Source organism: Nocardioides sp. NBC_00368 (assembly GCF_036090055.1).
Classification (GTDB): domain Bacteria; phylum Actinomycetota; class Actinomycetes; order Propionibacteriales; family Nocardioidaceae; genus Nocardioides.
Genome location: NZ_CP107970.1, coordinates 3,571,304 through 3,585,860, shown reverse-complemented (window position 1 = coordinate 3,585,860; position 14,557 = coordinate 3,571,304). Strand labels below are relative to the sequence as shown.

General features: G+C 69.7%; 15 protein-coding genes. 9 read left to right on the top strand and 6 right to left on the bottom strand.

Translation table 11 applies throughout. The annotated features are described in order from the left end of the window. The first annotated feature begins 26 nt into the window (after positions 1 to 26). Both OG984_RS17070 and OG984_RS17065 read left to right on the top strand, forming a co-directional pair. Positions 27 to 638, top strand: coding sequence for a DUF2867 domain-containing protein (locus OG984_RS17070; RefSeq protein ID WP_328527482.1), 612 nt, complete (start codon positions 27 to 29; stop codon positions 636 to 638). Further along, complete coding sequence (locus OG984_RS17065) at positions 635 to 1,645, top strand: hypothetical protein (protein ID WP_328527481.1); 1,011 nt, start codon at positions 635 to 637, stop codon at positions 1,643 to 1,645. Before OG984_RS17070 ends, OG984_RS17065 begins: the two co-directional genes overlap by 4 nt. A gap of 58 nt (positions 1,646 to 1,703) precedes the next feature. On the opposite strand, the gene OG984_RS17060 is transcribed toward OG984_RS17065, so the two are convergent. Genes OG984_RS17060 through OG984_RS17040 form a run of 5 tightly spaced genes read right to left on the bottom strand, consistent with a single transcriptional unit; the run spans position 1,704 to position 5,366 of the window. After that, positions 1,704 to 2,030 carry a putative quinol monooxygenase gene (locus tag OG984_RS17060; RefSeq protein WP_328527480.1) on the bottom strand — a complete coding sequence of 109 codons (327 nt, stop codon included), beginning with the start codon at positions 2,028 to 2,030 and terminating at the stop codon, positions 1,704 to 1,706. After that, positions 2,027 to 2,515 (bottom strand): DUF1097 domain-containing protein, encoded by a 489-nt coding sequence (locus OG984_RS17055; protein ID WP_328527479.1) that lies wholly within the window; start codon positions 2,513 to 2,515, stop codon positions 2,027 to 2,029. The genes OG984_RS17060 and OG984_RS17055 overlap by 4 nt, the downstream gene beginning before the upstream one ends. 4 nt (positions 2,516 to 2,519) lie before the next feature. After that, positions 2,520 to 3,560: an NAD(P)-dependent alcohol dehydrogenase gene (locus OG984_RS17050; protein ID WP_328527478.1), complete on the bottom strand. Its 1,041-nt coding sequence runs from the start codon at positions 3,558 to 3,560 to the stop codon at positions 2,520 to 2,522. Continuing rightward, entirely contained in the window at positions 3,557 to 4,321 is a 765-nt protein-coding gene (locus tag OG984_RS17045) for an iron-sulfur cluster assembly protein (RefSeq protein ID WP_328527477.1), read from the bottom strand. Before OG984_RS17045 ends, OG984_RS17050 begins: the two co-directional genes overlap by 4 nt. A gap of 1 nt (position 4,322) precedes the next feature. Continuing rightward, positions 4,323 to 5,366 carry an amidohydrolase family protein gene (locus OG984_RS17040; protein ID WP_328527476.1) on the bottom strand — a complete coding sequence of 348 codons (1,044 nt, stop codon included), beginning with the start codon at positions 5,364 to 5,366 and terminating at the stop codon, positions 4,323 to 4,325. A 153-nt stretch (positions 5,367 to 5,519) separates the two neighbouring features. On the opposite strand from OG984_RS17040, the gene OG984_RS17035 reads away from it, so the two are divergent. The 3 genes from OG984_RS17035 to OG984_RS17025 all read left to right on the top strand — a co-directional run bounded on the left by OG984_RS17035 (position 5,520) and on the right by OG984_RS17025 (position 10,823). Continuing rightward, complete coding sequence (locus tag OG984_RS17035; RefSeq protein ID WP_328527475.1) at positions 5,520 to 6,992, top strand: GAF domain-containing protein; 1,473 nt, start codon at positions 5,520 to 5,522, stop codon at positions 6,990 to 6,992. Positions 6,993 to 7,231: 239 nt separating this feature from the next. Next, complete coding sequence (locus tag OG984_RS17030) at positions 7,232 to 8,689, top strand: nitrate- and nitrite sensing domain-containing protein (protein ID WP_328527474.1); 1,458 nt, start codon at positions 7,232 to 7,234, stop codon at positions 8,687 to 8,689. A gap of 82 nt (positions 8,690 to 8,771) precedes the next feature. Next, positions 8,772 to 10,823 carry a protein kinase domain-containing protein gene (locus tag OG984_RS17025; protein WP_328527473.1) on the top strand — a complete coding sequence of 684 codons (2,052 nt, stop codon included), beginning with the start codon at positions 8,772 to 8,774 and terminating at the stop codon, positions 10,821 to 10,823. A gap of 17 nt (positions 10,824 to 10,840) precedes the next feature. Here the strand turns inward: OG984_RS17025 and OG984_RS17020 are convergent, their stop codons facing one another. Then, entirely contained in the window at positions 10,841 to 11,662 is an 822-nt protein-coding gene (locus OG984_RS17020) for a metal-dependent hydrolase (RefSeq protein WP_328527472.1), read from the bottom strand. A 189-nt stretch (positions 11,663 to 11,851) separates the two neighbouring features. Between OG984_RS17020 and OG984_RS17015 the strand changes: the two genes are divergently transcribed. The 4 genes from OG984_RS17015 (at position 11,852) to OG984_RS17000 (ending at position 14,547) form a co-directional block, all read left to right on the top strand. After that, the gene (locus tag OG984_RS17015) at positions 11,852 to 12,154 is read left to right on the top strand and encodes a hypothetical protein (protein WP_328527471.1); all 303 of its coding nucleotides are present in this window, start codon (positions 11,852 to 11,854) and stop codon (positions 12,152 to 12,154) included. 55 nt (positions 12,155 to 12,209) lie between these two features. Beyond that, positions 12,210 to 12,674, top strand: coding sequence for a glutathione peroxidase (locus OG984_RS17010; RefSeq protein ID WP_328527470.1), 465 nt, complete (start codon positions 12,210 to 12,212; stop codon positions 12,672 to 12,674). 111 nt (positions 12,675 to 12,785) lie between these two features. Then, positions 12,786 to 13,259: a MarR family winged helix-turn-helix transcriptional regulator gene (locus OG984_RS17005; protein WP_328527469.1), complete on the top strand. Its 474-nt coding sequence runs from the start codon at positions 12,786 to 12,788 to the stop codon at positions 13,257 to 13,259. A gap of 70 nt (positions 13,260 to 13,329) precedes the next feature. Continuing rightward, a complete protein-coding gene (locus OG984_RS17000) occupies positions 13,330 to 14,547 on the top strand; it encodes an MFS transporter (RefSeq protein WP_328527468.1) in 1,218 nt (405 codons plus the stop codon). Positions 14,548 to 14,557: the final 10 nt, after the last annotated feature.

The window sequence follows — 14,557 nt, the reverse complement described above, 5'->3', positions numbered from 1 at the left end:
CGGCTCGGGCCGACCAGTGTGGAGGCATGACCACACCAGCACCCACGAGACCACTTCCGTCGGGCGTCTACTCCAGTCGACCCTGGCGGATCCACCAGATCACCGAGGACTTCGAGCTCGAGGACGTCTGGGCCCTGCCCGTCCAGGGCGGCGCCGACGACTTCCCGCGCTTCGTCGAGTCGACGATGAGTGGTGACGACCGTGACTTCCCCGCGGCGTACCGCTTCCTCTTCGCGGTCCGCTGGGCCCTCGGCCGGATGCTCGGCACCGAGCAGGACGAGCACGGGCTGGGGCGCCGCGTCGCCTCGCTGGGCGACCGGCTGCCCGACGACCTCCGCGACCTACCCGCGCCCGAGCGCGACGACAGCCCGTTCCATCCGCTCTACCTGACGGATCGGGAGTACGCCGCGGAGATCGCCAATCGCACGATGCACGGCGTCCTGCACCTCGGCTGGGTCGAGGACGATGGCGCGCCCGACGGCTTCAGCGCGCAGCTGAGCGTGCTGGTGCGGCCGAACGGGCTGTTCGGGGAGGCATACATGGCCTTCATCAAGCCGTTCCGCTACCTCGTCGTCTACCCGGCGCTGCTGCGCACGGTCGGCCGCCGCTGGGAAGCTGCTCAGGAGGTGGGCAGGTGACCACCACGACTGAACGTACGCAGCCCCGATCGTCCGTGCGGCGCGCGGCGCCCTGGGTGGCCGGTGCCTGGGCCCTCGCCTTCGGTGCCCTGTCCGGGCTCGCGCTCGTCGGCCGGACATCCGACCCGTGGGCGCCCGAGGCCGCCTCGCCGCTGGGCGGACTCAGCGGCACGCAGATGTCCTGGGTGGTGACCGTCGCCGCGTTCCTCGTGCTGGTCGCCGGAGTCGCGGGAGCCGTCGGCCGGGAACGCCTCGCGCACCGACGGGCCGGCTGGCTGCTGGTCGGGGTGGGGCTCGTGGTGGCGCTGGTCGTCTCCGACGTCCGCGCGCTCTCGTTCCTCGGCTATCTGCCGCAGACACTGCTCGCGCTGGTCGGCATCGGCCCGGCCGCCGGCCACCTGAACTGGGCGATCTTCCTCGATTCGGGCACCGCGCTCGCCCACGCGGTCGGTGGGATCGCGAGCGTGGTCGCCGGTATCGGCCTGCTCGAGCGAGCCGCCCCGGAGGGTCGGATCGGCTGGGCCCGCTGGGCGCGCTGGGGGCGCCCCGCCGTCACGGTCGCGGTCGTCGTACCCCTTCTCTACGCCGTCACCCGGATCGCCTGGGCGGTGGGCGTGCCGTTCGGGATCAGGCAGGAGATGCTCGACGAGCTGGGCTCGGCGAGATGGGCCGGCCTCGGACTGGCGCTCTTCGCGGTCGTCGGGGCCGTGCTGACCTGGGGTCTGATCGCCCGCTGGGGCGAGGTCTTCTGGGCGTGGGTGCCGCGGTTCGGTGGCCGTCCGGTGCCGGTGGCGATGGCGCTGGTGCCCGGGATCCTGGTCGCCGCCGCGGTCACCTCCGCCGGGTTGTCCTTCTGGCGGATGGTGTTCGCCGGTGACCTCTGGGCCGTCCCCGGAGCCACCTCGGACTGGGCGGCCTGGGCTCCCGAGATGCTGTGGCCGGTGTGGGGTGTGGCACTGGCTGTCGCCTGCCTCGCCTATCTGGGGCGCCGTGTCGGGCGCCGCTAGCGCGCAGACGGGCCCGCTTGACCTGGAAAACCCCAGGTCAAGCGGGCCCTGTCGGTCGTCAGGCGGTGACCGCGAGCTCGCCGAGCTCGGACCACTCCTGACCGTGCACGTTGGTGTTGACGATCCGCGGCGTCTCGGCGAGATGGCGCGGCAGCTCCTCCTGGGCGTGCTTGAAGTGGGCCGAGGTGACGTGGGCGGCCCCGGCCTCGTCATCGACGAAGGCCTCGAGCAGGAAGTACTCGTCGGGGTCGTCCAGGCTGCGGGCCCAGTCGAACCAGAGGTTGCCGGGTTCGGCCCGGGTGGCCTCGGTGAACGGGCCGGAGATGGCCGGCCAGTCGTCGGCGTACTCCGGCTTGATGCGGAAGCGGGCGGCGATGAAGATCATCGGGCTCTCCTGGGTGTCGAGGGGATCGGTTGACCGGCTCGTTCGACCGTTGCCTGGATCTGCCGGCCGGCGATGTCGGAGAGCCAGCCGAGCAAGGCACCGACCACGAGCGCGATGAGTGTGCCGCCGAGGTCGAACGAGGTGCCGAAGAACACCGCGGTGCCGGCGAAGGCCCCGGGGATGAAGGACAGCAGGTCCACCGCCGCCTGCAGGCACAGGATGAACGCGACGACCGTGACGACCAGGGCCACCGCACCGGTGAACGTGGCGTAGGTCAGGACCAGGCTCGCGAGGTATCCCCACAGCGCGCCGGCCAGGTTGGCCGCGAGGCCTTTCCGGAAGCCCTCGCGTCCACCTCCCGCCGCGAAGTAGCAGGCCCAGGCGACGAACCCGACCCAGGTGATGAGCGCGAGCTCGATGCTGACCTGGGTCCAGATGCCGGCGAGCGCTCCGACCGAGATGCCGATCCCGATGAGGTTCTTCATGTCGTCACCTCTCAGGGACCAGGATCGCGCGGCCGCGGACCCTGCCGTCGTCGAGGTCGGAGATCGCGGTCTGGAAGTCGTCGAGCGCGTACTTCTGGGTATGCAGGGTGACCGCGCCGCGGGCGGCGAGCGCCATCAGGTCGCACAGGTCGTTGTAGGAGCCGACCAGGTTGCCGACGAAGTTGATCTCCGTCGAGATGATGTCGATGGTCGGGACGTCGATGTTCTCGCCGTAGCCGACCACGTGGTAGTCGCCCGCGCGGCGGAGCATCTGGACCCCTTCCGCGGTCGCGCCGCCCTCGCCGACGAAGTCGACGAGCACCTCCGCGCCCGCGCCCGACGTCAGCTCCAGCACCTGGTCGACCTGCGTGCCGTCGGCGACGACGCCGTGATCGGCACCGATCGACAGGGCCAGCTTCACCGCCTCCGGGTTGCGGTCGACCACGATCAGCTCGGCCGGGCTGAGCGCCTTGAGGACCTGGATGCCGATGTGGCCGAGCCCGCCGGCACCGATGATCACGCACCGGTCGCGCGGGGTCAGCCGGCGGGCGGCCTTGGCGGCCGCGTGGTAGGCGGTGAGCCCGGCGTCGGCCAGGGCGGCGACGTCGGCCGGCTCCAGGGAGTCGTCGATCTTCACCACCGAGCGGGCCGAGGTCTTCAGGTACTCCGCGTAGCCGCCGTTGGTGTCGATGCCGGGGAACTGGTTCAGCTCGCAGTGCACGTCGTCGCCCGATCGGCAGGCGCGGCACAGTCCGCAGGTGATCAGCGGGTGCAGGATCACCTTGTCGCCCTCGGCGACGTTGGTGACGGCATCGCCCACCGCATGCACCCAGCCGGCGTTCTCGTGGCCGATCGTGTAGGGCAGCGTGACCCCGGACTTCTCCTCCCACTGCCCTTCGAGGATGTGCAGGTCGGTGCGGCAGACGCCGGCGCCGCCGATCCTGACGATGACGTCGAACGGACCGGTCGGCTCGGGGACCGGGACCTCGGCCATGGCCAGGGGCTGGTGGTAGCCGACCACCTGGACGGCTCGCATGGTGCTCATGATGAAGCTTCCTCTCGGTGAAGGTCGGTCAAGGGAACGAAGGCGGGCGAGGTGACCTCGTCGCCGTAGCGCGTCGCCAGCAGCCCCCGGCAGAAATGGGCGTTGCCGTCGATCGAGATCCGGGTCGAACGCGCCCTCCGCAACGCCAGGGGTACGTCGCCGGGTCGCTCCCCGGCGTGGTCGACCAGGACGTACGCCTCCGGCAGGTCGGGCAGCCCGAGGGCCGCCCGGCGCCGCAGGAGTGCGGCGGTGAACTCGTCGTCGGGCAGGTCCCCGAGCCGGACCTCGCCCACGGCGGCCTCGGCCAGGTCCGGCTGCCCCCTCAGCAGCCGGGTCAGGCAGCGCTCGAGCGCGGCCGTGTGGGCCTTGCGGTGGAACGTCGTCCGCAGCTCGTCCAGCGACGTCTCGGCCTCGTGGCGGAACGTTCCGAGGTAGCCGGCATCGGCCGCCAGGCCGGCGTTGATGAGGTCGGAGTCGTGGTGGTCGTCGAGCTCGACGACCACGTCGTCGGTCCACGGCAGCGCGGTCAGCGCGTCCTTGGCGTCGCTCGCCATCAGGTAGGCGAAGTTGGGCGAGCAGAACGACGTCGGCAGTCGCAGGTGGACCTCGATCGAGCCGGTCGCGGATCCGGTCGAGGTGACGGTGAGCGAGCGGACGAAGCCGAGATCGGTGATGGGCTCGTCGAGCTCGGGGTCGACGACCGAGCCGAGCGCTGCGTACGCCTGGGTCTCGCGGGTGTTCTCGCAGGTCAGCAAGGCCATGTCACACCGCCGCGAGGTCGGCGCGCTCGGGCTCACGGGGACCGGTGGCGGTCTCGTCGGCCGGGGGCAGGCGCAGCTCGGCGGGGACATCGAGGTCGTACATCTTCGCCGCGTTGAGGCCGAGGATCTTCTTCTTCTGCGCCACGGTGAGCGGGGCGTACTCGGTCATGTCCTCCGGGATCTGGAAGTCGACGAACCGCTCGATCAGCCACTTGGGCGTCCAGAGGGCGTAGTCGGATGAGAACTGGATCCGGTCCTCGCCGATCCAGTAGACGAGCTCCCCGATGATCTGGGCGAAGTAGCGCGGCCGGGTATGGATGAACGGCATCGCCACCGCCAGCCCGCCGTGCACGTTCGGCTCCTGGGTGCCGATCCAGCAGAAGTCCTCCAGGCGCGGCAGACCGACGTGCTCGACGACGAAGTTCAGGTCCGTGAAGTCGCTGGCGACGTGGTCGATGTCGGCGACGTCGAAGGCGTCGCGGTCCAGCGGCCGGATCGTCGGACCCTTGTGGATGTGGATGTTGGTGATCCCGAGCTCCCGGCAGGCCTCGAAGTAGCGGTAGGCCCACGGGTCGGTCAGCTTCCAGCCACGCGACTCCCCGTGCCACTCGGCGGTGTAGAGCTTCACGCCCTGGAGCCCGAACCGCTCGGCGTCCGCGTGGAGCTGCTCGAGCCCGGCCTCGCCGTTGCGCGGGTCGAAGTGGTGGTTGTACGTCAGCTGGTCGGGGTGCTTCGCGGCCAGCGCCGAGGCCTCCTCGGTCTGGCCGAAGCCGTTGTTGTAGAACTCGCCCAGGTGAGCCGGCTGGAAGATCGCGTGATCGACGTAGCCGACCTCGAACAGGTCGTGCATCAGTCGCTCGCCGCCCTGGTAGAGATAGTCCTCGTAGGGCCACTGCTCCGACTCGGGGGAGAGGTTGCGGTGGTAGTCGTAGAAGCAGTCGATGAACTGCTTGCCGTGGATGTTGCGCTGGTTCTCCGGGCGGGCGTCCCAGAGCGCGACGTGGGCGTCGACGATGAAGTAGGACTCGCCGTCTTTCGTGTACATCAGGTCCTCCGATCTGTGGCTTCCGTCACAGGACGCTAGGGCGGCTGCGCGGTGCAGATCAGGGGTGCGGCGTCTCAATGTGAGACCTCGACCGTCTCAATCTGAGACGTTGCCCGACTGCCGTCCGCGACCGCCGGATGTAACGTCGATCACATGACCGGGCGCCATCCTCCTGTGCAGCGCACCGCGGCGGTCGACCCCGCCGCGCTGGCGCCTCGCGTGCGCGCCTCCTGGCAGCGCAGCCAGGAGTACGGCGTCTCCGTCGAGGACGTCGACCCGGTCTTCTCCGGTGCCTACGACCAGGAGTCGCTCTTCTTCCAGTGCGGCCAGGAGGTGCTCGACGACCTCCATCGCACCCTCGTCGACGAGCCGGTCAGCCTGATGCTCACCGATCCCGGCGGCCTGGTACTCAACCGGCTCAGCGGCGACCAGCAACTGCTCCGGGACCTCGATGCAGTTCACCTGGCACCTGGGTTCAGCTACGCCGAGCGCGCGGCCGGCACCAACGGGCTCGGTCTCGCCCTGGCCGACCGGACGCCGACCGTGGTCCGGGCCGAGGAGCACTACTCGCTCTCGCTGTGCAGCTACACCTGTGCTGCGGCGCCGGTGATCGACCCGATCAGCGGGCGCCTGGAGGGCAGCGTCAACCTGACCACCTGGTCGGAGTCGTCCCACGACCTGCTGCTCGCCCTGGCCCAGTCGGCGGCCAGCAACACCGCCTCGCTCATGCTGGCCCGCGCCCATGGCCGCTTCCCGCGACCGGCTCCCCGTGGCGAGGTGTTCCGGGTCGAGGCGCCCCGGCTGGAGCCGGGCGCCGGCAGCCTCCGAGATCTCTCCTCCGGCTGGCGCGAGGCGTTGGGAAAGGTACGAGACGCCCTGACCGCCGGCCGACGGGTCGCGGTGGTCGGGGAGCCCGGGGTGGGACGTACGACGCTGGTCGCGCAGGCCTTCCGCGACCTGCGGCCCCGCGACCGGATCCTCGCGGCCTCCGCCCCGGACCCCGCCGACGCCGAGGCCTGGCTCTCGCTGTGGACACCGGAGCTCGCCAAGCAGGACACCGCGGTGGTCGTACGCGACGTGAACATGCTTCCCGCGTGGGTCGCCGAGCGGCTGCACGCCCTACTCGTCGAGGTCGTGCCCGGGACGGTCGCGGCGGTGCCGTTCGCGATGACCGCCGACACCTTCGACGGCATCCCGGCGGCCCTGGCCGACCTCGTCGACACTGTGGTCGAGGTGCCGCCGCTGCGGGAGCGACCCGAGGACGTACTGCCGCTGGCGCATCGGGTGGGCCTGCGCCTGCGCGGCCGGGAGATCGCGCTGACCCCGGCCGCGGAGCGGGCGCTGCACGACCACGGCTGGCCGGGCAACGTCACCGAGCTAGTCCACGTCGTCCAGCGGGCCGCGAGCGCCGGCGACCAGATCGACCTTCGCCACCTGCCCGCCGAGGTGCTCTCCGACACCAGGCGCCCGCTATCCCGCATCGATGCCTTCGAACGCGGCGAGATCGTCCGCGTCCTGACCCGCCCCGGCATCACCATGCAGGAGGCGGCCGCAGAGCTCGGGATGTCGCGGGCCACGGTCTACCGGAAGGTGCAGCAGTACGGGATCCGGCTCCGGCCGGGCTAGCGCACGGGGCAGCGGAACTCTTGGCCAAGTCCAGGAAAACTCTCGGGTGATCCGAGGCTGGAACGACGCTCAACAGGGACTATGTACCCATGCGTATCCGTCCCCCACGCGCCGGTCGCCAGCATTTGAATCATCTGACCGGACAGGGCGGACCCGCTCTGAACAGTCAGAGCCTTGCTGACCGGCTTGCCCAGGAGAACCGATTCTCTGCTGACCAGGCCTCCGCCATCGTCGCGCAGGTGGCGCGCATCCTCGAGGCGGGCCACGCCGTCGGACAGGTGCACGGCGACGTCCGGCCGGCCACCATCGGATACGCGCCCGACGGCCGGATCGCGCTGATCGGCGCGGTCCCGCCGCGCGGCGGCGAGGCCCTGCCCTACATGTCGCCCGAGCAGATCGACCGCCGGCGGACCAGCCCGGCCAGCGACATCTACTCGCTCGGTGCGGTGTTCTTCGAGCTGCTCGTCGGGCGTCCGCCGTACGCAGGCATCGAGCCCGAGCGGGTCGGCACGCTGGTGACCGTACCCGGCCACCTGGACGGCATCACGACCGCGATGCTCGCCGAAGACCCGGGCAAGCGCCCCCGGGCCGACGAGGTCGCGGCGGTGCTCGAGAGCGGGGTCGCGGCCCCACCGAAGCGGATCGTACGTCCGACCGGCATCACCGGCCCGCGACTCTCGCCCACGCTGCTGGGTGTGCTGATGCTGCTGGTCCTGCCCGGGCTGGTCCTCGGCGGCTGGAACACGCTCCGGGCCGGCGACACGACGTCGACCGTCGGGAGCGCGCGTCCGCTGGCCGACATCTTGCCGACCAGCTTCCAGCTCGCCTTCGACCTCTCGATAGAGCGCGACGCGCTGCGGACCGACGCGGACTTGACCGAGGACTTCCTGCAGATCACCGACAGGTCCATCGAGGCCTGGACCACCGAGGTCAGGGACCTCGACTCCACCGGCGACCCGGGCCTGCGGCGGCGTACGGAGCGGACGGCGGCCGCCATCGAGCGGCTCTCGGACATCCGCGCGGCCGCCCGCGCGGGCGACCGGTCCGGGAAGCTCGTGGCCGTCGAGCTGTACACGAACGCGGTCAACGGGCTCTTCGACCTCGCCGCCGAGCTGCCCACGTTCCAGGACGACTCGCTGGCGCGGCAGGCGCGGAACCTCGAGCTGATCGGGTCCGTCTCGGAGGTGCTCGGGCTCGAGCGCCGGATCATGGCGAACGCGTTGCGCAACGAGCGGATCAGCGAGCAGGGCATCGCCGATCTCAGCGCGGCCCAGGACTCCTGGGCGACCCACTCGCAGTCGATCTACGCCCACGCCGACCCGGCGACACGGCAGACGCTCGACAAGATCTCGGGTCAGTCGTTCGAGTTCGGGTCCTACGCGGTCTCCTCGCAGCGTGCCGTCATCCGCCTGCTCAACGCTCGTGACGTCGACGACCTGATCCGGCAGCTGAAGGACAGCTCCGACGGCAGGCCTGTCGACCAGGTCTGGCTGGCCGATGCGGCCAGCTACGTCCAGGACCTGAAGAAGGTGGTCGTGGACTCGGCTCGGCAGCTCGCCGACGATGTCGACCGCGAGCACCGGGAGGCGAAGAACCAGACGATCGGCTGGGGCATCTTCACCGGCATCGTGCTGACGGTGCTCGTCGGGCTCGGCATCGCTCTGCTGCGCGCGCGAAAGCGAACGGTTGATGCGTAAACCGGCGACTTCAGCGAAGATCGGCGGATTTCATCGGTGCGTACACGAGACGCACAGGGTGTGAGTCCGACACCATATGCGCATGCGAACGCGCCCCCCGATCGCAGGCCGCTACCGCCTGCACCGACTGCTTGGCCGCGGCGGGATGGGCGAGGTCTGGCAGGCGGCCGACATCAGGCTCGAACGCTGGGTCGCCGTGAAGGTCGTGGAGACCTCGGCCGACCCGAAGGTGACCGAGCGGTTCCGGCGCGAGGCCCTCTCGACGACGGCGGCGAGCCACCCCGGAACGGTGCAGGTGCATGACGTCGGGGTCGAGCAGACCGAGTACGGCAGCATCGTCTATCTCGTCATGGAGCTGCTTCCCGGGCCGACGCTGGCCGACCGGCTCGAGAAGCAGGGACGGTTCAGCATCGAGGAGACCGGCGAGGTGATGGTCCAGGTCGCGCGTACCCTCAGCGCGGTCCACGCCTCCGGGATCATCCACCGTGACATCAAGCCGTCCAACCTCGTCTACGACGGCGACGGCCGGATCCGGGTGCTCGACTTCGGCATCGCCCAGCTGGCCAACCATCAGGCCGAGCGGCTCACCTCCACCCGCCACGTGATGGGGAGCCTGCCCTACATCTCTCCCGAGCAGGCCGCCGACACCGTGGTCGGCCCGCCGAGCGACATCTACGCGCTCGGGTGCGTCGCGTTCGAGCTGCTCACCGGGCGGGCTCCCTACGCCGGCTCCGAGCCGGTCTCGATGATCTACCAGCACGTGACCGCTCCGGTTCCGCGCGTCAGCGACGTCGTCGCCGTGCCCGCCCACATCGACGAGTTCGTGGCGTCGATGTTGGACAAGGACCCGTCCCGGCGGCCCACTGCCGGCGAGGTCGTCGCCTTCGCGCGCAGACCCGCGGTCGTGCCCGCGATCACGGCCGGCAGCCGGGAGCTGTCGCCGGCACCCAAGCTCGCGGCGATCGCCGCCCCCAAGTCGTCCTCGCCCTCCTCGCCGTCGCCGGCCTCGCCGGTGACGGCGATCGCCGGCGTGGCGGAGTCGGGGCAACGTACGCCTCGGTCCCACGCCGCCCCGAAGCCGAGACTCCTGCGCACGCGGGTGCTCGGCACGCTTCTGGTTCCGGTCGTGATCGCGCTGGTGCTGGGCGGGATGACCTTCGTCGACGCGTTCGAGGAGCGGTCCGTCTCCAACCGCGCGATGACGATCGCGGGCGCACTCCCGGAGAGCTACGAGCTCGGGATGGACCTCATCTTCGAGCGGGACGCGCTCGGCTCCGACCAGGTCCCGGACGCGGTCCGGCAGGCCTATCGCCAGGTGACCGACGACTCGATCGAGGCGTGGCACGCCGACATCACCAAGATCGACCTCGCCGACACCCCGAGCCTGCGGGAGCGGGTCGAGCGCACCTACACCGTCCTCAAGGGCATCGACGCCTATCGCAACGACCTCGAAGAGGGCGACAAGGCGAGCACGGAGGCCGCGATCGCCGCCTACACCGACACGGCCTACGAGCTGCTCGACTTCGCGACCGAGATGCCCAACATCCGCAACGAGAAGATCTACAAGCAGGTCACCAACCTCAAGTACGTCCGGTCGGCGGCCGAGTCGCTGGGCATCGAGCGCGCCGTCATGGTGCCCGCGCTGATGACCGGGAAGATCGACGAGGATTCGATGGAGGCGATGAGCGAGGCGCGTACGTCCTGGCAGCTCACCTCACGCTCCTTCTACGCCGACGCCCCGAAGGCGACCCAGAAGGCACTCGACAAGATCTCGGACGGCACCTTCGCGGACGGCTCCCGGGGCGTGGTGTCGCAGAACGCGGTTGTCCAGGTCATCAACGACGGGTCGCTCGAGGGCGTCGTCCCGGACCTGGAGGACCGCGGTCTGGGCCGGCCCGCCGCACAGGTCTGGGCCGAGGACATGACCCGCTTCATCCAGCTCCTCAAGGACACCATCGTGGCGATGACGCTGATCGTCTCCGACGATGTCGGCGAGGAGCACCGGAGCATCCAGACGAAGGTGGTCCTGAGCGGGATCCTCGCCGCCGCCGCGTTCCTCGCCGGTCTCGCGCTGCTGGCAGGGATCTTCGTCGTGCGCCCGCTTCGCGGGCGACGGCGGTTCGTCGAGGGCTGATCGGGGAGCCGCCTCGGTCAGACGAGGGTGCTGAGGTTCGAGATCAGGACTTCCCATCGGCTGTCGACGTCGAATCCCATCTGGCTCAGCAGCGCCCAGCCGAAGCCGACGATCGCGTAGAGGCTGATCGGCGTCATCACGACCCACTCCCGGACGGAGCCGGCGTCGCCGAGGATGGGGAGGGCGAAGTTGCCGCCCCGGGTCCACATGTTGTCGAAGGGCAGCCACTTGTTACGCCGGACCCATCTGGGCGGCTTCGGCGCGATCGGCCAGAACAACGGGATCCCCATCGTGGTCACGAAGTCGCCGATGAGGTGGACGACGCAGCCCAGGGCGACCGAGAACGGCATCCACCACCACTCCTCGGGCGCGAAGATCGCGATCACCGTCGCCAGCGTCACCGCGGACACCCAGGGCCAGATGAATCCCCTGCGGGTGAGCTTCAGCGCGTTCATCGCGAAGGCGACCAGCAGGACGCACATGATGCCCGGGCCGATCAGGATGCTGCCGAAGCGCTCGGTCTGCATGGACAGCGTGCCGGCGCCCCAGGCCAGGCCGGTGAAGGCGAGCACGCCGAGGATCGAGTGGGTGCCGTTTCGGTGGCCGCCGGAGACCTGCCCGACGATCCTGGTCAAGCCATCGGAGATCGGTGGCAGCGAGTTGGCGATCGTGCCGTTGTGGTGGTCCGCGTCCGGAAGCAGCGCGGCGCCGGCGCACACCAGGGTTCCGGTCATCACGCCCACGTCCGAGACGCCCGGGTACCACCCGAAAGCGATCGGTGCCGACGATGTCACTGCGATCCACGCGGCAGCCCCAGAGGCCGCGTGATGCCCGCCCATCATGTGAAGTTGTGTCCCTCTCCCGTGTTCCCCCGCCGAATGACCGCGGACGAACGTACCGGTCATCGGCGCCCTGCATGTGCGTTGGGGTGGTGTGTCTCGTGACGAGATTCGAATCACTGTTCGAGGGGTGATCCGAGGAGCGAAAGGGGTGCGGCCGGGGCGGCAACCTGAATATGATCCGCGGTCATGACGACTCCCGGCGCCCAGGGCGAGGCCCGCCGTGCGCCGTGGACGTTCGAGACCGGCCGGTGCGCGGCCACGGTGACTCCCGAGGCGATCGAGTTCCGGTTCATGGTCGCCGCGCCCGACGGGTCGCTGAGTGAGATGCTGCTCTCGGTCGGCCGGCACGACATGCCGACGCTGCTCGAGGAGATCGCCTTCGAGATGCCCGAGGCGCTCGAGTGGATGTCGGCCGCGATCATGACGGTCGCCCGGGAACGGCGCCTGGCCGAGGTGGCCTCGTCCGTGCCCCATCGGCGCGGGGCATAACCTCGGGCAGAGCTAGGTTGTCCCCCTGCACCGCAACTCGATCGAGGAGAGACCTGTGACCACCACGTACGACTTCGAAGTGAACGCCGCCGATGGCAGCACCGTCTCGCTCAGTGACTACCAGGGCAAGCTGCTGCTGATCGTCAACGTCGCCAGCAAGTGCGGTCTGACGCCGCAGTACGAGGGCCTCGAGGCGCTCTATCGCGCCACCAGCGACTCCGGCGTCGAGGTCATCGGGTTCCCGTGCAACCAGTTCATGGGTCAGGAGCCCGGCACCGACGACGAGATCCAGGAGTTCTGCAAGACGACCTACGACGTGACGTTCCCGGTCCTCTCCAAGATCGATGTCAACGGCGAGAACTCTGCTCCGCTCTACGAGTTCCTTCGTGCCGAGGCGCCGGGCGACATCCAGTGGAACTTCACCAAGTTCCTCATCGGTCGCGAGGGCGAGGTCGTCAAGCGCTACGAGCCGCAGGTGACGCCCGAAGAGATCCAGGCGGACCTCGCCCAGTATCTCTGAGGCGATGCCGGACGGCGTTCGATCCCGATGTCTGCGGGGTCGGGCGCCGTTCTGCATAGATAGTTGATCAGAAGATAGTTCCGTATCAGATGGTTCGTTATGATCTAGTTCATGACCGGACCGCGTATTGACCTGCTGTTCCTGCTCAACCAGTCGGCTCACGCCTTCGCGGCCCAGGTCGGTGAGGCGTTGGCGGACCTGGAGCTCTCGGTGCGGGAGTACTGCGTGCTGATGAAGGCTGCCGAGGGGGAGTACACCCAGAACGCCGTGGCCGAGATGGCCATGCTCGACAAGACCACGATGGTCACCACGCTCGACAACCTGGAGCGCCGCGGGCTCGCCGAGCGACGCGTCTCGAGCACCGACCGCCGCGCCCGCATCGTCGCCCTCACCCCGGCCGGGGCGAAGGCCCTCAAGGAGGCATCGAAGGCCTACAACGCGACGGTCGAGAGGGCTCTCGAGGGCTTGGCACCGAGCGAGGGTGAGGCGTTCATCGAGGCGCTGCAGCACCTGGTCGAGGGGCCGTGGGCCACGCCGTCGCACACGATGACGCTGCGACGCCGCGCGCCTGCGTCGACCCGCTGAGAGATAGGTCTAAAACCGAATATCCAGAAACAGATTGTTTCATAACAAACAATCTTCTATGGTCGTATCTATGACGACCAAGACAGTCGCGCTCGCGACCCTCGCAGCAACTCAGCTGATGGTGATCCTCGACGGCACGGTCGTGACCGTCGCCCTTCCTGCCATCCGTGACGACCTCGGCTTCGGCGACACCTCGCTGGCCTGGGTCGTCAACGGCTTCCTCCTCGCCTTCGCGCTCGTCCTGCTTCCGGCGGGCCGGGCCGACGACGCCTTCGGGACCCGCCCCGTCTTCCTCGCCGGGTTGAGCATCTTCACGCTCGCCTCGGCATGGTGCGGCCTCGCCTGGGACCCGGCCTCTTTGGTCGCGGCCCGGTTCGTCCAGGGTCTCGGCGGTGGCATCGCCTCGGCCGTGGTGCTCGGCATGATCGCGGGCCTCTACTCCGAGGCCCGCGACCGCCTCCGCGCCTTCGCGGTGCTCGCCTTCGTCGGCTCGATCGGCGCTTCGGTGGGGACGGTCCTGGGTGGCGTACTCACCGAGGTCGCCTCGTGGCGCTGGGCCTTCCTGATCAACGTGCCAGTGGGGATCGTCGCGCTGATCGTGGCGCTCCGCGCGGTGGAAGGTACGCCGCGCACCGGTGCCAAGGGTGGCCTGCTCCCGCGCGGTCTGTTCGCCGAGCGCAGGTTCGCCCTCGCGAACCTGATCCTGCTGACCCTGACCTTCGCCGGGTTCACGTTCCAGTTCGTCACCACGCTCTACCTCCAGGACGTCCTCGGTTTCGGGGCGCTCGCGACGGGCCTGGCGTTCCTGCCGGTCAGCGGGGTGATCGCGGTCGCGAGCCTGGGATTCAGTGCCACGCTGGCCGAGCGGTTCGGTTCCGAGCGCGTCCTGGTCGCCGGTGTGCTCGGCTTCGCCGCCGGCATGCTCTACCTGGTCCGTCTGCCGGAGGCCGGCAGCTTCCCGTTCGACGTCCTCCCGGGCGCGGTCGTGATGGGCCTGGGCTTCGGACTCGCGATGCCGCAGGTGACGGCGCTGGCGATGGGCGCGCTGGCGCCGGAGCACGCCGGGATCGGCTCCGGCCTGACCACGACCACCCAGCAGGCCGGCGGGTTCATCGGTACCCTGATCGCGGCAGGCCTGGTCACGACCGCCGGCTACGGGGCCGCCTATGCCTCGGCGGCGATCGCGCTGGCCGTCGGTGCGGCGGTCGCGGCGTACCTGCTCGTGAACACCGCACGCGCCCGGGACCCGAAGGTCTCCGAGCGTGTGCCGGACGAAGTCAGCCTCTGAGCTCTCGATG

Coding starts and splice junctions, on each gene's coding strand:
- OG984_RS17070 (WP_328527482.1), top strand. CDS start 27: ATGACCACACCAGCACCCACGAGACCACTTCCGTCGGGCGTCTACTCC.
- OG984_RS17060 (WP_328527480.1), bottom strand. CDS start 2,030: ATGATCTTCATCGCCGCCCGCTTCCGCATCAAGCCGGAGTACGCCGAC.
- OG984_RS17055 (WP_328527479.1), bottom strand. CDS start 2,515: ATGAAGAACCTCATCGGGATCGGCATCTCGGTCGGAGCGCTCGCCGGC.
- OG984_RS17050 (WP_328527478.1), bottom strand. CDS start 3,560: ATGAGCACCATGCGAGCCGTCCAGGTGGTCGGCTACCACCAGCCCCTG.
- OG984_RS17045 (WP_328527477.1), bottom strand. CDS start 4,321: ATGGCCTTGCTGACCTGCGAGAACACCCGCGAGACCCAGGCGTACGCA.
- OG984_RS17040 (WP_328527476.1), bottom strand. CDS start 5,366: ATGTACACGAAAGACGGCGAGTCCTACTTCATCGTCGACGCCCACGTC.
- OG984_RS17035 (WP_328527475.1), top strand. CDS start 5,520: ATGACCGGGCGCCATCCTCCTGTGCAGCGCACCGCGGCGGTCGACCCC.
- OG984_RS17025 (WP_328527473.1), top strand. CDS start 8,772: ATGCGAACGCGCCCCCCGATCGCAGGCCGCTACCGCCTGCACCGACTG.
- OG984_RS17020 (WP_328527472.1), bottom strand. CDS start 11,662: ATGGGCGGGCATCACGCGGCCTCTGGGGCTGCCGCGTGGATCGCAGTG.
- OG984_RS17015 (WP_328527471.1), top strand. CDS start 11,852: ATGACGACTCCCGGCGCCCAGGGCGAGGCCCGCCGTGCGCCGTGGACG.
- OG984_RS17005 (WP_328527469.1), top strand. CDS start 12,786: ATGACCGGACCGCGTATTGACCTGCTGTTCCTGCTCAACCAGTCGGCT.
- OG984_RS17000 (WP_328527468.1), top strand. CDS start 13,330: ATGACGACCAAGACAGTCGCGCTCGCGACCCTCGCAGCAACTCAGCTG.